The sequence below is a fragment of the Pseudomonas baetica genome (assembly GCF_002813455.1).
Classification (GTDB): Bacteria; Pseudomonadota; Gammaproteobacteria; order Pseudomonadales; family Pseudomonadaceae; genus Aquipseudomonas; species Aquipseudomonas baetica.
Genome location: NZ_PHHE01000001.1, coordinates 6,201,594 through 6,220,625, shown reverse-complemented (window position 1 = coordinate 6,220,625; position 19,032 = coordinate 6,201,594). Strand labels below are relative to the sequence as shown.

Below are 19,032 nucleotides of genomic sequence, written 5' to 3'. Positions count from 1 at the left end.
AGTGTGTCCCGTCCTGAATAAGGTTTACACCTTCTGACCCATTCTCAGGAGGGAGTAATGAATACGGGAGAAAGGCGCAGTCAGCGTGATTACACGCTGACCTTTAAATTGTCGGTCGTCGATCAAGTCGAAAAAGGTGAGTTGAGTTATAAAGAGGCTCAAGAGCGTTATGGCATTCAGGGTAAAACGACCGTACTGAACTGGTTACGCAGGCATGGTCGGCAGGACTGGAGTCAAGGCGCGTCCATTCGCTCCAAGAGACCCCGTTCCATGGATAAGCCCGATAAACCGCTGACACCCGAACAGCGAATCAAAGAGCTTGAAGAAAAGCTTGCCCAAGCCAACCAGAAAGCTCAGTTTTTCGAAGCCGTCGTTGATGTTTTGAAGAACGACTTCGGTGTTTCTGTCGTAAAAAAGCGATCCGGCAAGTCCTCTCCCAAGAGCAGATCCAAGGCCTGAGCATTAGTCGGGCTTGCCAATTCATGGGGATTTCCCGTCAGGCTTATTACAAGCGCAACCGGGCGTGTGATGCCCGGGCCCGTCATGCTCAGGAAGTGATGGGATTCGTGAGGGAAAAGCGACTCAGGCAACCGCGCCTTGGCACCCGAAAACTTCACAATCTAATGCGCACTGAGCCAGAAATGTCCGTAAAGGTTGGTCGAGACCGTTTATTCAATATCTTGCGAGATCGGCGCGAACTGGTTCCTCGCAGGCGGGCCTATCACAAAACAACAGACAGTCATCATCGCTTTCGCCGGCATCCAAACCTGCTCAAAGATGGGCCGATTCAGGTAGTCGCCAAGGCACCAGAGCAAGTATGGGTTGCGGACATCACCTACTTACCAACGCAAACGGGTGTGGCTTATCTGAGTTTGATCACCGATGCGTACTCTCGAAAAATCGTGGGTCACCATGTCCATGAAAGCTTGCACACCGAATCGGTGATCCAGGCGTTCAACAAAGCCCTGAAGCAGCGGACAACGGAACAACACTTGGTGCACCACTCGGACAGAGGCGTTCAATACTGCTCCGAGCTTTATCAGCGGCTGCATGCCAAGTACGGCATCACCTGCTCAATGACCGATGGCTACGACTGCTACCAAAATGCATTGGCTGAGCGTGTGAATGGAATTTTGAAAAACGAGTTAATGCTGCATCGGCCCAAAGATTTTGCAGATGCCATCCGGATGGTGGACGAGTCGGTGCAGATCTATAACAACGAGCGGCCTCATCTGTCGCTGAAATACAAAACGCCCGATGCGGTGCATCGGGCGTTTTGAGGTTGAAACAGGTGTAAACCTATTTCAGGACTAGACAGAGAGTGTTTATGCGCCGTTTGCACGCCGTCGTTCTGTCACTGCTTATGTTGTCCCTCAGTGCCTGTGCGCTGTTTCCCAATCGTGATCCGGTGAATATCAATGTGGTCGGCATCGAGCCGTTGACCAGCCAGGATCTGGAAGTGCGTTTCGCCATCAAACTGCGCGTGCAGAACCCCAACGAAACCGCCATCGACTACAACGGCATTGCATTGGATCTTGAGGTCAATGGTCGTCCGCTGGCCTCGGGCGTCAGCGATCAGAGCGGCACCATCGGGCGTTTCTCCGAAAGCGTGGTCAGCGTGCCGGTGAGCGTTTCCGCGTTCTCGGTATTGCGCCAGACCCTTGGCCTGAGCCAGACGCAAACCCTCGACAACCTGCCTTACGTGCTGCGTGGCAAACTCGCCGGCGGGCTGTTCGGCACCCTGCGGTTCACCGACAGCGGCAAACTCAGCCTGCCCAAGGCCAGCGCCGCGACCTGGTAAAAATGCGTTAGCTTCGCACGTCTACCAAAGACACTCATGGAGGACGCTGGTTTATGGACGAGACACCGACGTTGCACACCGAACGGCTGATTCTGCGCCCCTTGGAACTGGCGGATGCCGAGGCGGTACAGCAACGCTTTGCGCACTGGGAAGTGGTGCGTTATCTGAACGCCGCCGTGCCATGGCCGTACCCGGAAGATGGCGCCCTTACCTATCTGCGAGACATTGCGCTCCCGGCCGTCGCGGCCGGCAAGGAGTGGCATTGGTCGATTCGTCTGCAATCGGCACCTGAGCAGTTGATCGGTAATATCAGCCTGATGGATCAACCGGACAACCACCGGGGCTTCTGGCTGGCGCCCGAGTGGCAAGGTCAGGGCCTGATGACCGAGGCCAGTACGGCCGTTACCGATTACTGGTTCAAAACCCTCGACCGCCCACTGATGCGGGTGCCGAAAGCGGCGCCGAATATCGGCTCGCGCAAACTCTCCGAGCGCGCGGGGATGCGCCTGATTCGCACCGATGAAGCCGATTTCGTCAGCGGCCGACTGCCTCGGGAAATCTGGGAAATCAGCCGCGAAGAATGGCTGCAAAAACCTTAATCTCTGGCACAACACAATTCCAATGTGGGAGCGAGCCTGCTCGCGAATGCGGTAGCACATTCAACATTGATATTGGCGGACCCAACGCTTCGCGAGCAGGCTCGCTCCCACAGGTTATGGGTGGAAACGCACTCCCGGTCTGGCGCGTTCGTCGACGCTGAGTTCGAACACATCCGGGCGCGCATAGTGGCCGACCACGTCGTAATCGTAGCGAGCGCGGATCAATTCGTCGGTATCGATTTCAGCCGTGAGCAACCCCGCCTCCCCGCGCAACGGCCCCGCCAGCACATCGCCCATCGGCCCGACGATTACACTGCCTCCGGCAATCAACGGCCGATCCGCCGGCCAGTTGGCCACTTCCACCCCCAACTCCTTCGGCGACGCCTGCACCTGACAGGCGCTGACCACAAAACAACGGCCCTCATGGGCAATGTGGCGCATGCTGACCTGCCACATTTCACGCTCATCCACGGTCGGCGCACACCAGACTTCAATACCCTTGGCGTACATCGCCGTGCGCAACAGCGGCATCATGTTTTCCCAGCACACCACCGCGCCCAGCTTGCCGACCTGCGTGTCGAGCACCGGCAACGTCGAGCCATCGCCCATGCCCCAGATCAACCGTTCGGTGCCGGTGGGCATCAGTTTGCGGTGCTTGGCGAGCAGACCGGCCTGTGGGTCGAAGTAAAGCGCCGTGCAATACAAGGTGCTGCCGCCGCGCTCGATCACGCCGATCACCAGATTGGCGCCGGTGCGTGCCGACAGCCCGGCCAGCGCGTCGGTTTCCGCGCCCGGCACGTCAATGGCATTGGCGAAATACCGCGCAAACGCTTCGCGACCTTGCGGCAAGCGGTAACCCAGCTGCGTGCCAAACCCCTCACCTTTCGGATAACCGCCGAGCAGCGCTTCCGGCATCACCACCAGCGCCGCGCCGGACTCGATGATTGCCGCTTCCCAGCTCAGAATCTGTTCCAGGGTTTCGCCTTTACCGCCGGGCAACGCACCGATTTGCAGGGCGGCAACAATTGATTTGGGCATCGCGTTCACTCCATCCGATTCAAGTGTTGCCGATTCTCCGGCGCCACGGGATCATGAATAAAGCCCCGCTCACTACTGAATGATATGAGCCAAATGAATATCGCCACGGTCGACCTCAACTTGCTGAAAGTCTTCGAAGCCCTGCATGAGGAATCCAGCGCCAGCCGCGCCGCGTTGCGCCTGGGCGTGACGCAATCGGCGGTCAGTGCGGCATTGCGCCGTTTGCGTGAGGTGTATGGCGATCAGTTATTCGTGCGTACCGGACGCGGTCTGGCCCCGACGCTCAAGGCCAATCAACTGAAACCGGTGATCAGCGAGGCGCTGAACAAGTGCCGGCAAAGCCTGGCGATGGTCGATCCGGCCGCCAATCAGTACGACGGCCGTTCAGTCACTGTTGGCCTGTCAGATGATTTCGAAATCGCCTACGGTCGCCGTCTGATTGAGGAAATCGCCCGCTGCGCGCCGAAGCTGCGGCTGATCTTGCGCCAGACTCACAGCCAGATCGTCGCCCGTGCGTTGATGGAGCGCAGCATCGACCTGGCGATCACCGCCGGCGGGTTTGCCGAACGCATGCTCAGTCGTCAGGTATTGGGTGAAGGCGGTTATGCGTGCCTGGTCGATCCGGCGAGCCTGGCGCCCGGCCAGCAACAGATGGATCTGGAGGAGTTCGTCGCCCGCGAGCACCTTCTGGTGTCGTCCGGCGGTTTTATCGGCATTACCGATGAGGGGCTGGCGGCGGTCGGGTTGAGCCGTCGGGTTTGCGCCTCGACCACGCACTTTGCCGCATTGCCCTGGCTGCTCAAGGGCAGTCAGGCGGTCGCGACGATTCCAGCGCATGCCGCCGAGTGCATTGCCGCGCTCAGCGGACTGACGCTGCTACCCTGCCCGCTGGCCTTGCCGCGCTACCCGATCGAACTGGGCTGGCGCACCAATACACAGATCGATCCGGTGGTGGTCAAGGTACGCGAGGCCATCGCCGCTTGCTTGAGCACGAACTGAAACGCTGTTACTTGCTGGCCGCCATCAAGCGATTGACTTCACTGCGCACCATGTTGGCGAACTCCGGTGGCGACATGCCGTCGAGTTCCGCGCGGACCCACTCGGCCCACTTGCCCTTGCGCTTGGCGCGCTCGCCGAACAAACGCGCGGCTTCGCCTTTGGCCTTGCCCAGATTGTTCTGCCAGAGTTCGAACAGACGGGATTTCTCGTCTTCCAGAGCGGCGCGCTCGGCGAGGGATTTGTCGGCCAGATTGAAACTCATGGGGAATTATCCTGCTGCGTAAAATGGCGACATCTTACACGCTCGACGGAAATCTCCCGCGCAGGTTTTTATTTCTGACCTAAATTCAGTGCAACTTTTTACAAAGCGCCACACTCCATTGATCACTGTCCATTCAACTGCAAGGAGTCACCCAATGGCCCGGAAATCCGCCGTGCAAGCCGCCGAAGACCAAATCAAGGATCAAGCCTTCAGCGAACTTCAGGCCCTGATCGAAGAGTCCGACAAACTGCTCAAGAGCAGCGCCTCACTGGTCGGCGAGGAAGCGGAAACCCTGCGCGGGCAAATCGCCCTGAAGCTGCAACAGGCGCTGGATTCGGTTTCCAGCGTGCGCGACCGCACCAAACCCGCTGTCGAGGCCACCGAAAGCTACATCGGCGGCCATCCTTGGCAGACCGTGGCGATCTCGGCCGGCTTCGGTCTGGTGGTCGGCTTGTTGCTGGGTCGTCGTTAAGCACATCGGCTTAAAGCACCGCACCGAAACAACGGCGGCGAGGGAGCAAGCGCTCTCGCCGCCCGCTTTCAGCTGCCTTGGTTCACGAAGCAGCCAATTCGCGCAATTGCGCCAGCGTTTGTTCATCCAGCACAATCCCCCCAGCCAGCGATCTGGCCCGCTGCAAATGCCGTCGATCGCCCGGCAAACGCTTCAGGCCCACGCCGTGCATCTGCCGCACCAGTTCCTGGCTGCGCTCAGCGAAACTCTGCCCGGCGGCCTTGCCCGGATCGATGACAATCAATAACTGCCCGGTCCACGGTGTTTTCGCTCCGGGATGATTGTTCCAGTCAAATTCAAAGGAAAAATTGCCGCCGGTCAGCGCAGCGGCGAGCAGTTCGACCATCATCGACAGGGCCGACCCCTTGTGCCCGCCAAATGGCAGCAGTGCCCCGCCTTCAAGAATCGCCTTGGGGTCCTGAGTCGGCTGGCCGAGGCTGTCCACGCCCATTCCGGCGGGCAAGCGCTCACCCTTGCGCGCGGCGATCTGCACGTCGCCATGGGCGATCGCGCTGGTGGCCAGGTCGAAGACTATCGGTGCGCCGCCGGCCCGGGGCGCGGCAAAGGCAATCGGGTTGGTGCCGAACAACGGTCGATCAGCGCCGTGCGGCACCACGCAGGTCATGCTATTGACCACGCTCAGCGCCACCAGCCCCTCTTCGGCAAACGGCTCGACATCCGGCCAGAGCGCCGCAAAGTGGTGGGAGTTACGAATCGCCAGCACGGCGATGCCGGCGCTGCGCGCCTTTTCAATCAACAACGGTCGAGCCGCCGCCAGCGCCGGTTGAGCAAAACCGTTGCCGGCATCGACGCGGACAAACCCCGATGCCACGTCTTCAACCTGCGGCACAGCGCAGCCGTTGACCCAGCCGCTGTTCAGGGTCGAGACGTACCCGGGAATCCGGAACACCCCGTGACTGTGGGCTCCGTCGCGCTCGGCGTTGGCGCAATTGGCCGCCAGCGAACGGGCGACCTCGGCAGACGTGCCATGCTTGAGAAAAATCGTTTCGAGCAGATGGGTCAGCGCTTCAAGTGACAAGGTGGACGAAACAGCAGCAGGAACAGGATCGTGTGGCGCAGACATCTGAAGCTCCAGAATGATTATTGGAGGGAACAACAGCGTACGGACAACCGCCCACCGATTAACCATGGCCTGCCGGTCGTCTGTCAACCCTGGAGTCGGGCATTGGCACGTTGCCACGCTTGGCCGTCGTCAGTGCGATAACTATGTACCACCTGCCACCCCATGCGTGCGGTCAGTCTTGAGCCTCAACCCACCCGCGCCTGCGCAGGCGCCACGCTCGAGACTCCACCATGGCTACCGCCTCTCCCCTGTTATTTGCTGAAACGCTGAATTCACCCGGTTTGTGGAAGGCGCTGGGAAAAACCCACGACCTGACGGAAAAGGATTTCCGCTGGCTTGCGCACGTTGCGCTTGCCACTCACACACTGCGTAGCGCGCAGACCCCTTCGATGCTGGCCGAAAGCATTGTGCTCAACGCCGCAGGCCTGGATCCGGTACCGCTGGCCGGTGCTTTTACACTGAGTGCGACACCTGACGAAAAGGCGCACATCCTTTACACGCCCTACGATGGCATCCGCAAATTCGACAGCCGCGCCAGCCTCAAAAGCGCACTGCAAACGCAGATCAAAGCAGCGAGCGAAGACGACAACCTGCTGGCTTTCATGGCGATGTCGCAACGGCGCAGCCTGCTCGAAGCAGGCGGTATCAGCGTGTCGTTCAAGACCATCGAGGGGGATGTCTTCGAGTCGCAAAAGGCAGTGATTGTGCAAGCGCGCCAGACCGAGGCGCAGGCGATGCTCAACGAGTTGAACAAGCTGCCTTCGCTGACCGACTTGCTTGATCAAGTACTCGATGATTTGCTCAAGCCACCCTCGGGCAAGCACTCGCATCGCCCCACACAGGTCAGTTTTTATACGCCGGCCAGCGAGAACAACGAGACCACTCAGGCTGCCTCACGGAACTGGCACAACTCCATGAGCCTGAGCGATGCCGTCCTGATGTTCTACCGCCACCCACACTGGCCCGCGGAGCACAAACGTGAATTTTCCAATCCCGGACAAGCGCTGGACAACGAGGATCAAACCGAATGGGAGAATGCAGTCAGTCATGCGGCGAGCATGCTGCAGCCCTTACTGTTCAAACAAATGGAGACCTACTGGAACACGGCGTCAGCCGATGGCGCCACGCGGCGCAGATTTTTCAGTCAGGCACTGGCCAGTCAGGCGCGCACAGAGCTGTTACTCAAGCGTGAGGCCAATATCATTACGGCCGAGCAATTCAACAACCTGCATTTTATCGTTCAGCAGATTGCCGGTGGCCGCCGGCCAACCCTCGAAACCGTGCATGTCTGGGAACACGCCGCCAATTTCATTGAGCCCGCCGGCTCCTTGATGATCGACGACACCCACGCATTTTTGTACACCCCCTCTTCCGGCTTGCAGGTGCTGGCGGACTATCAGGATTTACAGCGCACCGTACTGGCGAAATTCGCCAGCGCCGGGCACGAAGACGAGATGTACGCCCTGTTGAGCCTTGAAGAACGCGCGCGCTTCCTGGGTTTCGACAAGCCTAATGTTTCAGGTGAACCGATCGCCGGTGAGATCTTTACGGTGTTGTTCGAGGCGATCATTACCAAGCAACGGCAAAACATCGAATACGCCTTGCAAGTGTTCCGTCATAGCGACGGTGTCGTGCAGGTGCATGCCCTGTTTGACAAGGCGCTGGATATCCGCGCGATGATCCATGAGCGTTTACTGGAGCTGGAAGCCAATGGCCGCTGGAGCACGCGGCCGGTATTGAGCGGCAATCAGCAGCCCTCCAGCGTACAGGCCGATAGCGCAGTAGCGGCGATCAAGACCTATGAATCAGTCCAGGCCGTACTCAACGAAACGTTCAGTGCCCAGCCTGTTGCGACCGAGGCCGAACAGCGCACCTACCTGGAAAGCATTCAGGCCAATTGGGTCAATGCCTTGTCGGTGGGACTTCGCGGTGAAGCGCGGTTCAGACGTGTGCAGGGCAGTCTGTCAGCGACCGATCTGGCCATGGTCGTGAGCGTATTCGCCAGCGAAGACCACAGCCGTAACGAGCGCAAGGTCATCAACGGCTTTCGCCCCGATGTTTTCTCCCTCACCCTTGAGGCGCCTGGAGAAACCCGACTATTGCCGCTGGCCAGTTGTTTTTTGCTGACCGAACGCGGCGGTCTTGATGATCGGCATTCCGGACGGGTGATTCTCTGGACACCGGCCATGGGCCTGGAGCCGTTCGCCAACCTTGGTCTGGCACGCCAGGCACTCAAAGCCAGGCTTGAAGACTCTACCCGGCGTGGTTTGTTACTGGAGAACCTGGCACCGGCGCAGTGGCGGTTCCACCTCAATTACACGCTTGGCCCGTTTCGTTTGATTGAAGGCAACCCGCTGCGCAATCGCGTAGCGTCTGCGATCGAGCAGTTTCTGGCCCGCTGCAACAAGCTGCGCAGCCGCATCAAGGATTAAACCCGCCAGGCATCCGCACTGAAAAAACTCAGTGCAACAGCCGACGCCACCAATCTGGTTCAGGCGATCAGTGTCTGCCAGGCCGTCAATCAACAGCAGACGTTACCGGCCTGGCTGGGCATGGCCCCCGTCAAGGAACAGCAGCGACACCTCGAACTGCTGCAGCAATGGCACAACAGCGCCAGCGACGACAAGGACTACCTCGACAACGTTGCCGACCTGACCTCCCACGTCAAACAACGCCTGAAGACGCTTCTCGACGAACGATTCCCCAACAGCAAACTGGATCCGCAAGATATCCAGATCACACCCAACCTGGCACTGGCCGGCCCGGCGCGCAGCCTCACCGGGTTCGCCCTCAACCACGTTAATGTCGCTCAAGGAACCGGCTTCAAAATCACCTCGAAAACATCGAAGGTGATACCGACAGCCCTGGACCAGCAAGCCGTCAAGCAGTTGCTGCTCTCGCTGGACGTATCGTCTACCTACGCTGCGAAAGTGTCCAAGACCCTGACCGACGACACGGCGCGCAAACAACGCTTCATCCGCCAGTTGCCCTGGCAATTGCTGCAGCATGCCCACAGCCTGAAACTGCAAGGCGCACTGTCCGATAACGCCTTCGAACACATCAGCCAGGTGTTCGATATGCCAGATGGCAGCGCACGGGCGACCGTCACTGGCGCGCATGCCGTGATATCACCGCTGTCGCTGATCAAAACCGTTGGCGCCACGGCGGTAAAAGCGCTGGGCCTGTATGTCGTGAGTCCGGGCAGCGGCCAAAAAGGTCCGACGGTGCTCTACGCGCCCTACTTCGACACCGTGTTTCAAGAGTTCGAAACGCCGGCCAGCCTGATCAGCGCCCTCAATACGCCGGGGCCCTTGCAGTCGCTGCTGCTCCGCCGACTGCCCGGCGCACAGCAAGCGGTATTTCGTAGCCTGTTGCAATCGAGCGTCGGTGAAACCAGCGAAATGACCCTCGACCCTCAGCCGATCAGCGGCCATTTGCTGGAACAGCTGTTCAGTGACAACACCAACCTGCTCAAACAGTTTCTCGGTTGCCAGACCCTGACCGACGCACAGGCGGATTGGGAAACGGTGAAACACCTGTTCAGCGATGGTTTCAAACGCGTTACCGGCCTGCATCCCGGAAAGCTCGCCTATTTACCGTTTCTCTGGCAAGCCTACAAAGACTTCGAGGATTCTGCAGAAAACCTGCAGGCGCACCATTGGCGACGGGCCTTGCGCTCGTTTATCGACGGCGCCGTACAAATGGTCACCGCCGGCCGTCTGTCCCTGGAAGACTCACCCGTGTCGGATTCCGCGGACGAGCCTCAGACAGCCGCCCCGAATGAGAACCCCCCTGCCGCCGCCGAACCGACCTTTGCGCCTGCGTGGAAAGACATCCAGCCGACCTCTTCGTTGCGCACCAGCTTGCAGCGGTATGAAGCAACAACGATCGCTCTCAAGGATCTGGTCCACGATGCTGCAAAGGCCACGTACCTGGACAGCGCCAGCCAGACCACGTATGCCGCCATCGATGGCAAAGCCTTGCGCATCAAAAACGATGGCGCCACCTGGCGCCTGTTCGATGGCAAAAACTATGGCCACGCGCTGCGTAAAAAAGACACTTCACTGGTACTGGACCGCAGCGCACGGACCATCCGTTTCGGCAAGGCGCTGTCGAAACTCAATCGCCGTGAAGCACCCGACTTCACCACCAGCCTGCTGCTGAACATCGAAGCGCAGGGCATGAAAGAGATTCGCCGCAAACACCCGCTCAAAGCCTGGATGCTGGTGCAGGCGGTCGATCTGGCGCGGTATTACGCCTTCAACAGCCTGCATAATCTGACGCAGCTCAAGAACAAAGTGGCCAACACCCGGCTTGAAGCCTTCCTCAAATCGTTTTTCGGTGTGAAGACGATTGACGCCGATCTGCTCGGCAAAATCCACGAAACCATCGTACCGATCTGCAACGCGCTGGTGGACCCGACGGAAGATCTGATGAACACCGATCGCTTTGTCGTCGGCTCGAACAAGTACCCGCATAGCGACATGACCGCCTTCGTGCTCGACGATGATGCCGAGAAAAAAGTGCATTTCACCGAGCGTTTTTTCGATCAGCGCCTGGATTGGTACAAAACCGGAATGACCGAACCGTTCAACGTGGAAGGTCACGCTCAGGCCGCATTACTGATTCATGAGTTTGCGCACCAGGTGTCGAAGGCCGAGGACATCGTCATGGTCGAAGCCCGGCGGCCCTTCGCCGATCTGATTTCGACCCAGACCACAATTGGCAAACTGCTCAAGCAGGCGCAGGAGGATCATCAGCACCACGTGTTGTCCCTGACCACGCCGCGTGAGCAGTTGTTCAGATTGTGGAGCAGCGAAGATCACGCGTGGGTAGGTCTGGACCAGATCGACGGGTTGTCCGAAGCAGCCGCGTGCAAAGGCATTCTCAAGGCAACCAACAGTACGACCCTGACCGAGGCGCGTAACGCCTTTCTCGATCAGAACGCGTCGGATGCGCGCGTCAATACGATCCTGCTCAATGCCGATTCCGTGGCCATGCTGATCTGCATGATGGGCCGCAAGCTCGACCTGTAAGCAAACCGCCGGCAAAAAAATGCGCAGTAGCGATACTGCGCATTTTTTGCTTGGACGAATCAGTCTTTCTGATCGCGTAACACGTTGCCCGACGCGCCGTCGATGCGGAACTCGTAAACAGCGCCGTCGGCTTTGCGCCCCTCACCTTTCCAGTAGCCGTCGTTGTCGGCTTCGATTTCGTATACCTCGACATAGCCGGCCTTGGTTTTAACGATCTCGATGGCTTTCTCGATGGTGACCCAACCGGCACCCGGCCGGTCCGCCAGTGCCGCGCCAGCACTCAACAGGCTCGCAGTGGCAATCATCGCGGCGAATGTTCTTTTGATCATTTTTTCACTCCATTTGTGGATAGTAGTCGCATGACGTCCTGCTTTTTGGGCGCCTGCGGGAAAAATAAGTTCCACTTTGATGGGCAAATGCCATGACGGCAGTTCTCGGCGACTCTCCCCAAAGGTTAGAATGCGCGAAATCAGGACGACTTCATGACCCAAGACACCCTTTCGGACGCTGAATACGATGCGATCACTGATGCCGCTGCGCACTGGTGCATGCGTCTGCACGCCGTCGATTGCTCTGCTCAGGAACGTCTGGAGTTCGAACAATGGCGTGACGCCCATCCGCTGCACGCCTTCGAGTACGAGGCGATGCTGGAAATCTGGGACGTCGCCGAACATTTGCCGCGTCCCGTATCCGCCACCGCCCCAAGCCCCTCGATCAGCCAAGCGTCCCGCCCTTGGCGTCAGTACGCGCTCGCGGCAACAGTCTGTGCCTTGGCGTTACCGCTGGCGGCCTACACAGGCTGGAACCTCGGCTGGCTGCCCAACAGCTATCAGCATTTCGAAGCCGCCGATTCTGTCCGGCAGGTCACGCTCGAGGACGGCAGTCAGATTGAGCTGAACCTCAATACCGAACTGACCTTCAGCAATTACAAGGACGAGCGCCGCGTGTCCCTGAAAAAGGGTGAGGCGTTCTTCACTGTCAGCCATGACCTGAGCCACCCCTTCGTGGTCCGCGCCGGCGAAGGGCGGATTCGCGTGACCGGTACCCGCTTCAACGTCTGGATGTACGAGGACCAGGTGCGGGTCAACCTCGTCGAAGGTTCTGTGCTGGTGACCAGCAACGCGGCGTTACCAGGTGATGGTCTGCGCCTGGGGCCGTCGATGCAGGCCCGCTACAAGCACGGCGATTACATGCCGCAAATCAGCCAGACCTACCCCAATGACGCCGCCCTGGCCTGGCGCAACGGCAAGCTGATACTGGACAACCTGGCGTTGAATGAAGCGCTGCCGCTGATCAACCGCTATCTGAACAAACCGTTGATGCTGGCCGATAGCAGCACCGGTACGATCCGCGTGGGTGGTGTCTACAACATCAAAGAGTTGAACAACCTCGGCGGGTCTCTGCCCAAGGTGATACCGGTCTACCTGACACGCAACAAAGACGGCAACCCGGTGATCAACGCCATCGCGCAACAACCGCCAAAAAACTGAAGGCCGCGCCTCTTGCGAGGGGCGGCCTTCACGTCTGTTCCTGACAAATGCCTGCGTTTATTGCGCCGCCACTTCCCCATCGCGCTTCAATGTCTGATGCACAGTCTGCACCTGATACTGCGGGTCAGCCTTGATCTGCTGTTCGGTAAACGGCAGCACGCTCCATTGTTTCTTCGAGAAGGCCGCGGTCTGATCCGCCGCGTATTTCGACGCCGGATCACTGGACAGCGAGAACGCCAACAAACCCTGCGCGTGTGGCCCTTGGTCGTCGAATGTCACCACTTGCAGGTAACTGGTGCCGCTGACCACTTCAAGTTTGCCGTCTTGGCGCGGCACACTCTGGATCGCGTTGTAGATCCCCAAAGGCCCCGGACCGCCATGAATCGGCGTCTGCTGACCGCCACTGCTGACGACCTGGATATCGCCCCAGCGGGTTTCAGGTTTCAGGCCCATTTTCCCGGTGGTTTCCAGCGAGACCAGCATCGCCGCGCGCAGGGCCTTGGCCACTGGCGGTTGCTCGATCGCCAGACCACGCGGCGTGTTTTGGGCGTCTTTGGGATCAAACGCCACGCGCCAGATATCAGGCGATTGCTGCAAGGTCTGCATGATGTTCTGGAAATGCACCAGCCCCAGTCCGGAATCCAGATTGGCCCGGCCATCCCACTGCTTCAGGCTGGCACACAGCGGTTTCAAGGCGGCGGCCTCGGCGCCCTGTTCCGCGCCACAGAACTTCAACAGATCCGGCAGCACCTGGCTCGCCAGATACACCTGATCGTCCATGACCATCTGCTGCAAGTCTTTTACCGTCAGCGTGCCCTTTTCGCTCAGCGTGCTCAGCCGATCCAGCGCAAAACGCGAACGCAAGCCCAGTGGCTGGCCGTCCTGACTGATCAGCGGGGAGAACCCGGTCAACGGTTGCGCCGGGTTGGCCAGCCACGCGGAGTCGTTGGAGTGTTGAACGAAGTCCTTGCGCAGCAACTGCGGCAACTGGCTCGATGCGTAAATGCCCTTCTGCGCCGCTTGCGGGTCGATGTCCCAGGCACAATCGCTGTTGGAGCCGTCCAGAACGATCATCTGCAGCCCGGCACGCGGATCGCTGCACTTGGCCAGCTTCGCAGCGTTGACGTTCGGTACCACCGACAGGTTCATGTACAGGGTTTGCCCCTTGGCATCCACGGCCAGGGTGTTGACCCAAGGGATGCCCTGAATCTTGTGAACCGAATCCTGCAAATCCTTGAGCGTTGTCGCCTGATTCATCGCGTACCACTGCTTGAGCACTCGATCGTTATCAAGGTTGGCGTCGCGCAGGCTATAGGCGAATTGATTGTTCCAGTCGAGCTTGCCCGGCCACTGCACGATCGGGCCGAACTGCGAGCTGTAGATATCACGCGCGACCGGCACCACTTGGCCATCGGCTTGTTTCACCTGCACCGTTACGGTCTGCTTGTGCATCGGCAGTGACTTGCCATCGAGCAGATAACGCGTTGGATCCTTCGGATCGAGTTGCAGGCGATACAGCGTGAAATGCTTGGACGAGTCGACGGTGTGGGTCCAGGCCAGGTGCTGATTGAAACCGATGTTGATCATTGGCAAACCCGGCAACGCCGCCCCCATCACATCGAGTTTGCCAGGGATGGTCAGGTGCATCTGATAGAAGCGCATGCCGCCGACCCAAGGGAAATGCGGGTTGGCCAGCAGCATCCCACGGCCATTGAAGGAGCGTTCGCTACCCACCGCCACAGCGTTGCTGCCGCGATCCAGGGCAAACCGTTGCTGACGACTCTCTGCCAGTTGATAGGCGCGTGACTCGCCTGTCAGCTGAGCACTGGCTTGCGGCGGCGTGGCGCCGGCCAGCGCTTCGGCAAACTGGCCGACCCCGCCTTCCACCAGCAGACGGCGGGTCAGTTTCACCAGGTCCTGGGCGGTGATATCCCGTACCCATTCGCCCTCGCACTGCGCAGGCAGGCCCTGCTGACGACGCTCGGCCAGTTGCTGGTTGTAACCGGCGGCGTAGCCTTGCACCAGATTGCGCACCTCGACCGGTTGCGCCTGCCAGAACGTCTGGACCGCCTCTGGGGTATTGAGCCAGTTGAAGAACACATCACTGACGCGGTTCTGCCGTTCTTCGACGGTAAACTGGTCCGGGCCGAAAAAGCGCGAACGCTGACCATTGACGGTAACGATCTCGTTGGCCAGCAGGCACAGGTTGTCCTGCGCGTAGGCATAGCCGATACCAAAGCCCAGACCACGCTCGTCCTGCGCGCGAATGTGCGGTACGCCGAAGGTCGTGCGGCGAATGTCGGCACCGGTTTGCGCCGCAGGGCTCAATGCGTGCGCCGACAGACTCAGCCCGAGAAACATGCCGGCAAGGGTCAATGCGGTTAACTGCCTGGAAATAATCACGCTCGCTCCTGATGCAAATGCCGAAGTGCGGAGCACACCTGCTCCGCTATGACGCCCACGCGTCCACGCGCGATGAGCCTTCCCTGTAAACGAAGCCAATGAAAAAAAATTAAGCCTGCGCGTTGCGCTTTGGCAGGGGTGTCACAGAGAAAGGACAAATCGGCGACAAATTTTCTACATTTTTTCTTTCATGATTTGTCGAGCTGAAACGTCTTGTTTAGAGAGCACGAAAAAACTTTCCTGATCAGGCTCTGAAAGGAGTAACCGCATGTACAACTCGCAACTACCAACGGACGGTAGCCCGGCGCCAAAAGGAGCTTCCAGGAGCCCTCACGCGAGCGATTTCCAAGCGCGTGTCGAACGACACGGCAATGAGCGCATTCGCCTGCTGCTCAAGAGTTTCGGCCTGCGTACCAGCCTGATTCGGCTTAAAGTCATCGACGCCTTGCTGGTCGCGGCACAGAGTGAGCGCCGCCTCGGCGTACGCGGTGTGCATAGCCAATTGCTGGATCTGGACATTCCGCTGTCCTTCCTCAGCGTGCGTGAAGTGCTTAAGCGCCTGTGCGCCGAAGGCGTGATCACCTTCAACGCCGACAAGAGCTACAGCCTGCATCCGCAGGCTGCTGCGGTCCTCAACAGCGATTGAGGCGCGCGACGATCGCCGTCAAGGTTTGACCTTGCGGCGCATCACACCGTTGATCACCACCACGATCACCGCCACCCCGATGGCGATGTACTGGAACATCTTTTCAGTAATCATCCCGGCGTTCTGCAGCCAGGACAGGCCGAGCATGATCGCCAGTACGGAGACGGCGATCAGAATCGAGTATTTCAAACGTTGCGACTGAGTCATTAAAGGTTCCTGAAGCGTTGAAATGTATCCGCTGTGTATCGGTTTGCATGCCATGCGCTTACCGTTTTAGGGGGATGCGCTGGCATTTGGCGGGTCTCATGTTACAGCCGCTGAAGAGTTTTGGCTTCATGGCGGCGTAACCATGAGGAATTTTCAAATGCTGCGTCGAATCACCTGGCTGATTCCCTTGCTGGCCGTGCTCACCTTGAGTGGCTGCATTATTTTCCCCCACGGCGGCTGGCATGGCGACCACCACCGCTACTGCGCGGCCGGACCCGGCTACTACCATCGATAGCGCAACCCTACCCGGCCGCCAGACCACCTGAAGTTGTTAGCCAGGTGACTCACACGACATCGTCCAGCCGAAAATGCCCGTCATGCGACGGGCATTTTTTTGCCCGCTCACCGGTGACGGCTCTGACCTTTCAATTCACGTAAAGTCTTACAAATATCCTGCAAGTATTTGAAATTTAAAGTCTCAGCAAAGCGTTAGATTTCCCCCAACGACTCAACCTAGTCTCTGCGAACTTCTTCTCGACCGATAAAACAGGGACGTTTATGCAGAGAACTTTAATCCCCATTGGCCCGGTGCAAGTCTTGGGCTTCTGCCTGGCTATCACCTTATTTGAACTGCTGACCTATATGGCCAGTGACATGATCATGCCGGCGATGCTGACGGTCACTCAAGACTTCGCCGCTGATCAGCGCCATGTGCCCAACGCGTTCAACCTCTACTTGCTCGGCGGTGTTTGCCTGCAATGGCTGATCGGGCCTTTGTCCGACCGATTTGGTCGACGTCGCCTGTTGTTGATCGGCAGTGCAATGTTTGGCGTGGCCATTACTGCGGCCTATGCCAGCCAGAGCATTGAAGTTTTCAATGTCTTGCGTCTGATCCAGGGCATGGGCCTGGGGTTTGTCGTTGCGGTCAGCTACCCGGCGTTGCAGGAAGTCTTTTGCGAAGCCGATGCCGTACGGCTCATGGCCCTGTTGGGCAATGTCGCGTTGCTGTCACCCCTGCTCGCGCCGTTGCTCGGCGGCCTGTTGCTTGAATGGTTGAGTTGGCGCCAGCTATTTCTCGGCCTTGGGCTGACGGCGGCGCTAGCCTGGCTCGGGCTCTATCTGTACATGCCGGAAACCATCGGCGCCGTACGTTTGGACGGTGGACAGCAAGCACCTGTGCCCTTGTGCATGAGACGGATGGTCGAACGCTATCTGGCCCTGCTACGCAATAGAAGTTTGCTGTGCGCCAGCCTCGCTCTGGGCTTGATGAGTCTGCCGCTGATTGCCTGGATCGGTCTTACGCCGCTGTTGCTGATCCAGAGGCACGGCTTTTCGCCTGTGCAGTATGGCTTGTGGCAGATACCGGTATTTTCTGCCGTGATTATCGGCAACCTGATTCTTGATCGATTGCTGCCGCGGTACCCACTGCCACGCCTGATTCGCCTGGCGCTCTGGCCGTACTGCCTGGGACTTCTGGCCTTGCTCGGCTCGGCGCTCGCGGCCAGCTCCGTCACCCTGCTGGTTGCCGCCCTGGCGCTGTATGCAGTGGGTCTTGGCATGAGCAATGCCGCGCTGTATCGCCTGGCACTGTTTGCCAGTGACGACAGCAAAGGCCTGGTCTCGGCCCTGATCGGCATGCTGTCGATTGCCGTCATGGGCACCGGCGGCTCGCTGATTGCCGCCCTCGGTGGCGGCGAAAACCTGCAGGCGTTCGCACTCTGGGCAGCCATGGGCGGTTTGCTGTGTCTGCCATTTCTGCGGCGCGTTCTGCACAACAACGCTCGCGCGCCCACCCCTGTCACACCTCGATAATGGACTATTGATGATGCATGAATTCCCCCTTGGCGATGCCCTTTGCGCATTGCCCAAACCCTACTGCGCCGACTCCATGCCGCCGGGTCTTTTTGACCGGGCCATGGCGGAAATCTGCCAATACCACCGCCAACACACGCCGGGCTACCAGCACTGGTTGAAGGCCAACGGCTTCGACAGTGAAGCACTGCACAATGTCGAAGACTGGTCCGGCCTGCCGCCGATTTTTGCCAACTTCTTCAAGCAACAACTGTTGCTCAGCCCGACGGGAGAAAACGCCCTGGAGCTGACCTCCTCCGGCACCAGCAGCCAGAAAAGCCGCATGCGTTATGACGAGCGCAGCATTGCGGGCGCCCAACTCATGGTCGAACGAGTTTTCGACCACTACGGCTGGAATACCCCGGACACCCCGTGCAACTACCTGTTATTGAGCTACGAGCCACACGGCCGCATCACCCTGGGCACTTCCTACACTGACCAGTTTCTCTGCCGTTTCGCCCCTGCCAATCGTATCGTTTATGCCCTGCGCGATACCGGCGGCGGCCATCAGTTCGACGTCTTCGGCGTGATCGCCGCCCTGCAAGCATTCGCCGAGGAGGGCCTGCCCGTGCGGATCTTCGGTTTCCCGGCTTTTCTCTGGCAGACCCTTGAGCAAATGCAGGCCACTGCCGTCGACGATGTGCAATTGCCGGAGCATTCGCTGGCGTTCTTCGGCGGCGGCTGGAAAACCCGCGCGGCCGAAGAAGTCCCCAAGGCTCAGCTGTATGCACGCATCCAGAAGCAGTTGGGCATTGCCACCTCCCGTTGCCGCGATGGTTATGGCGCGGTCGAACATGCCGTGCCGTACGTTGAGTGTGCCCACCATCATTTCCACGTACCGGTGTATTCGAAGGTTTACGTGCGTAACGTGGCAGACTTCAGCGTCTTGCCCTATGGCCAGCGCGGCCTGCTGAGCTTCGTCTCGCCGTACATTTCCTCCAGTCCCGCCCACGCCGTGGTCATGAGTGACCTGGCCACCCTGCACCCCGGTTCAAGCTGTGCCTGCGGTTTGACCAGCGACTGGTTCGAACTGCATGGCCGCGCCGGCACCAGCGCCAGCCGCAGTTGTGCGATGGCGGCTGCCGACCTGCTGGGGGGCCATTGA

18 protein-coding genes are annotated in these 19,032 nt (G+C 59.2%); 12 read left to right on the top strand and 6 right to left on the bottom strand.

Annotation, left to right across the window (positions count from 1 at the left end):
- Positions 1-57 precede the first annotated feature (57 nt).
- From ATI02_RS28835 to ATI02_RS28825, 3 genes are all read left to right on the top strand, one after another.
- Positions 58-1,280 (top strand): IS3 family transposase gene (locus ATI02_RS28835; protein ID WP_095190254.1). Its coding sequence is split into 2 segments (ribosomal slippage): positions 58-409 and positions 409-1,280, totalling 1,224 coding nucleotides; the frame shifts between segments, so codons are not numbered across the junction.
- Positions 1,281-1,327: 47 nt separating this feature from the next.
- Positions 1,328-1,801: an LEA/WHy family protein gene (locus ATI02_RS28830; RefSeq protein ID WP_100848061.1), complete on the top strand. Its 474-nt coding sequence runs from the start codon at positions 1,328-1,330 to the stop codon at positions 1,799-1,801.
- Positions 1,802-1,854: 53 nt separating this feature from the next.
- Positions 1,855-2,400: a GNAT family N-acetyltransferase gene (locus ATI02_RS28825; protein ID WP_100848060.1), complete on the top strand. Its 546-nt coding sequence runs from the start codon at positions 1,855-1,857 to the stop codon at positions 2,398-2,400.
- Between the two features lie 114 nt (positions 2,401-2,514).
- Here ATI02_RS28825 and ATI02_RS28820 read toward each other — a convergent pair whose 3' ends face one another.
- The gene (locus ATI02_RS28820; RefSeq protein ID WP_100848059.1) at positions 2,515-3,438 is read right to left on the bottom strand and encodes a carbon-nitrogen hydrolase family protein; all 924 of its coding nucleotides are present in this window, start codon (positions 3,436-3,438) and stop codon (positions 2,515-2,517) included.
- A gap of 84 nt (positions 3,439-3,522) precedes the next feature.
- On the opposite strand from ATI02_RS28820, the gene ATI02_RS28815 reads away from it, so the two are divergent.
- Positions 3,523-4,437, top strand: coding sequence for a LysR family transcriptional regulator (locus ATI02_RS28815; protein WP_100848058.1), 915 nt, complete (start codon positions 3,523-3,525; stop codon positions 4,435-4,437).
- 7 nt (positions 4,438-4,444) lie between these two features.
- Here the strand turns inward: ATI02_RS28815 and ATI02_RS28810 are convergent, their stop codons facing one another.
- On the bottom strand, positions 4,445-4,699 hold the full coding sequence (locus ATI02_RS28810) for a hypothetical protein (protein ID WP_095189013.1): 255 nt from the start codon (positions 4,697-4,699) through the stop codon (positions 4,445-4,447).
- Between the two features lie 154 nt (positions 4,700-4,853).
- On the opposite strand from ATI02_RS28810, the gene ATI02_RS28805 reads away from it, so the two are divergent.
- Positions 4,854-5,171 carry an ElaB/YgaM/YqjD family protein gene (locus ATI02_RS28805; RefSeq protein ID WP_095189014.1) on the top strand — a complete coding sequence of 106 codons (318 nt, stop codon included), beginning with the start codon at positions 4,854-4,856 and terminating at the stop codon, positions 5,169-5,171.
- A gap of 82 nt (positions 5,172-5,253) precedes the next feature.
- Here the strand turns inward: ATI02_RS28805 and ATI02_RS28800 are convergent, their stop codons facing one another.
- Positions 5,254-6,294: an Ldh family oxidoreductase gene (locus tag ATI02_RS28800; protein WP_100848057.1), complete on the bottom strand. Its 1,041-nt coding sequence runs from the start codon at positions 6,292-6,294 to the stop codon at positions 5,254-5,256.
- Between the two features lie 230 nt (positions 6,295-6,524).
- On the opposite strand from ATI02_RS28800, the gene ATI02_RS33165 reads away from it, so the two are divergent.
- Together ATI02_RS33165 and ATI02_RS33160 are read left to right on the top strand one after the other, a co-directional pair.
- Positions 6,525-8,726, top strand: a complete 2,202-nt coding sequence (locus tag ATI02_RS33165) for a hypothetical protein (RefSeq protein WP_338110258.1) — start codon at positions 6,525-6,527, stop codon at positions 8,724-8,726.
- A 120-nt stretch (positions 8,727-8,846) separates the two neighbouring features.
- Positions 8,847-11,330 carry a dermonecrotic toxin domain-containing protein gene (locus tag ATI02_RS33160; RefSeq protein WP_338110259.1) on the top strand — a complete coding sequence of 828 codons (2,484 nt, stop codon included), beginning with the start codon at positions 8,847-8,849 and terminating at the stop codon, positions 11,328-11,330.
- Positions 11,331-11,389: 59 nt separating this feature from the next.
- On the opposite strand, the gene ATI02_RS28790 is transcribed toward ATI02_RS33160, so the two are convergent.
- On the bottom strand, positions 11,390-11,659 hold the full coding sequence (locus tag ATI02_RS28790) for a PepSY domain-containing protein (protein WP_095189017.1): 270 nt from the start codon (positions 11,657-11,659) through the stop codon (positions 11,390-11,392).
- Between the two features lie 153 nt (positions 11,660-11,812).
- Here ATI02_RS28790 and ATI02_RS28785 point away from each other — a divergent pair, with 153 nt between their 5' ends.
- The gene (locus ATI02_RS28785) at positions 11,813-12,820 is read left to right on the top strand and encodes a FecR family protein (protein ID WP_100848056.1); all 1,008 of its coding nucleotides are present in this window, start codon (positions 11,813-11,815) and stop codon (positions 12,818-12,820) included.
- A gap of 57 nt (positions 12,821-12,877) precedes the next feature.
- Here ATI02_RS28785 and pvdQ read toward each other — a convergent pair whose 3' ends face one another.
- Complete coding sequence (pvdQ, locus tag ATI02_RS28780; protein WP_100848055.1) at positions 12,878-15,223, bottom strand: bifunctional acylase PvdQ; 2,346 nt, start codon at positions 15,221-15,223, stop codon at positions 12,878-12,880.
- Positions 15,224-15,491: 268 nt separating this feature from the next.
- On the opposite strand from pvdQ, the gene ATI02_RS28775 reads away from it, so the two are divergent.
- Positions 15,492-15,869: a fe2+ zn2+ uptake regulation protein gene (locus ATI02_RS28775; RefSeq protein ID WP_095189020.1), complete on the top strand. Its 378-nt coding sequence runs from the start codon at positions 15,492-15,494 to the stop codon at positions 15,867-15,869.
- Between the two features lie 18 nt (positions 15,870-15,887).
- Here ATI02_RS28775 and ATI02_RS28770 read toward each other — a convergent pair whose 3' ends face one another.
- Entirely contained in the window at positions 15,888-16,076 is a 189-nt protein-coding gene (locus ATI02_RS28770; protein ID WP_095189021.1) for a hypothetical protein, read from the bottom strand.
- 157 nt (positions 16,077-16,233) lie between these two features.
- Between ATI02_RS28770 and ATI02_RS32335 the strand changes: the two genes are divergently transcribed.
- The 3 genes from ATI02_RS32335 to ATI02_RS28760 all read left to right on the top strand — a co-directional run bounded on the left by ATI02_RS32335 (position 16,234) and on the right by ATI02_RS28760 (position 19,032).
- Entirely contained in the window at positions 16,234-16,371 is a 138-nt protein-coding gene (locus ATI02_RS32335; RefSeq protein WP_167394899.1) for a hypothetical protein, read from the top strand.
- A gap of 263 nt (positions 16,372-16,634) precedes the next feature.
- A complete protein-coding gene (locus tag ATI02_RS28765; protein ID WP_100848054.1) occupies positions 16,635-17,888 on the top strand; it encodes an MdfA family multidrug efflux MFS transporter in 1,254 nt (417 codons plus the stop codon).
- A 13-nt stretch (positions 17,889-17,901) separates the two neighbouring features.
- Positions 17,902-19,032, top strand: a complete 1,131-nt coding sequence (locus ATI02_RS28760) for a LuxE/PaaK family acyltransferase (RefSeq protein ID WP_100848521.1) — start codon at positions 17,902-17,904, stop codon at positions 19,030-19,032.

Excerpts from the sequence above, each read along its gene's own strand:
- ATI02_RS28830 (WP_100848061.1), top strand. The coding sequence starts at position 1,328 with ATGCGCCGTTTGCACGCCGTCGTTCTGTCACTGCTTATGTTGTCCCTC.
- ATI02_RS28825 (WP_100848060.1), top strand. The coding sequence starts at position 1,855 with ATGGACGAGACACCGACGTTGCACACCGAACGGCTGATTCTGCGCCCC.
- ATI02_RS28820 (WP_100848059.1), bottom strand. The coding sequence starts at position 3,438 with ATGCCCAAATCAATTGTTGCCGCCCTGCAAATCGGTGCGTTGCCCGGC.
- ATI02_RS28815 (WP_100848058.1), top strand. The coding sequence starts at position 3,523 with ATGAGCCAAATGAATATCGCCACGGTCGACCTCAACTTGCTGAAAGTC.
- ATI02_RS28810 (WP_095189013.1), bottom strand. The coding sequence starts at position 4,699 with ATGAGTTTCAATCTGGCCGACAAATCCCTCGCCGAGCGCGCCGCTCTG.
- ATI02_RS28805 (WP_095189014.1), top strand. The coding sequence starts at position 4,854 with ATGGCCCGGAAATCCGCCGTGCAAGCCGCCGAAGACCAAATCAAGGAT.
- ATI02_RS28800 (WP_100848057.1), bottom strand. The coding sequence starts at position 6,294 with ATGTCTGCGCCACACGATCCTGTTCCTGCTGCTGTTTCGTCCACCTTG.
- ATI02_RS33165 (WP_338110258.1), top strand. The coding sequence starts at position 6,525 with ATGGCTACCGCCTCTCCCCTGTTATTTGCTGAAACGCTGAATTCACCC.
- ATI02_RS33160 (WP_338110259.1), top strand. The coding sequence starts at position 8,847 with ATGGCCCCCGTCAAGGAACAGCAGCGACACCTCGAACTGCTGCAGCAA.
- ATI02_RS28790 (WP_095189017.1), bottom strand. The coding sequence starts at position 11,659 with ATGATCAAAAGAACATTCGCCGCGATGATTGCCACTGCGAGCCTGTTG.
- ATI02_RS28785 (WP_100848056.1), top strand. The coding sequence starts at position 11,813 with ATGACCCAAGACACCCTTTCGGACGCTGAATACGATGCGATCACTGAT.
- ATI02_RS28775 (WP_095189020.1), top strand. The coding sequence starts at position 15,492 with ATGTACAACTCGCAACTACCAACGGACGGTAGCCCGGCGCCAAAAGGA.
- ATI02_RS28770 (WP_095189021.1), bottom strand. The coding sequence starts at position 16,076 with ATGACTCAGTCGCAACGTTTGAAATACTCGATTCTGATCGCCGTCTCC.
- ATI02_RS32335 (WP_167394899.1), top strand. The coding sequence starts at position 16,234 with ATGCTGCGTCGAATCACCTGGCTGATTCCCTTGCTGGCCGTGCTCACC.
- ATI02_RS28765 (WP_100848054.1), top strand. The coding sequence starts at position 16,635 with ATGCAGAGAACTTTAATCCCCATTGGCCCGGTGCAAGTCTTGGGCTTC.
- ATI02_RS28760 (WP_100848521.1), top strand. The coding sequence starts at position 17,902 with ATGCATGAATTCCCCCTTGGCGATGCCCTTTGCGCATTGCCCAAACCC.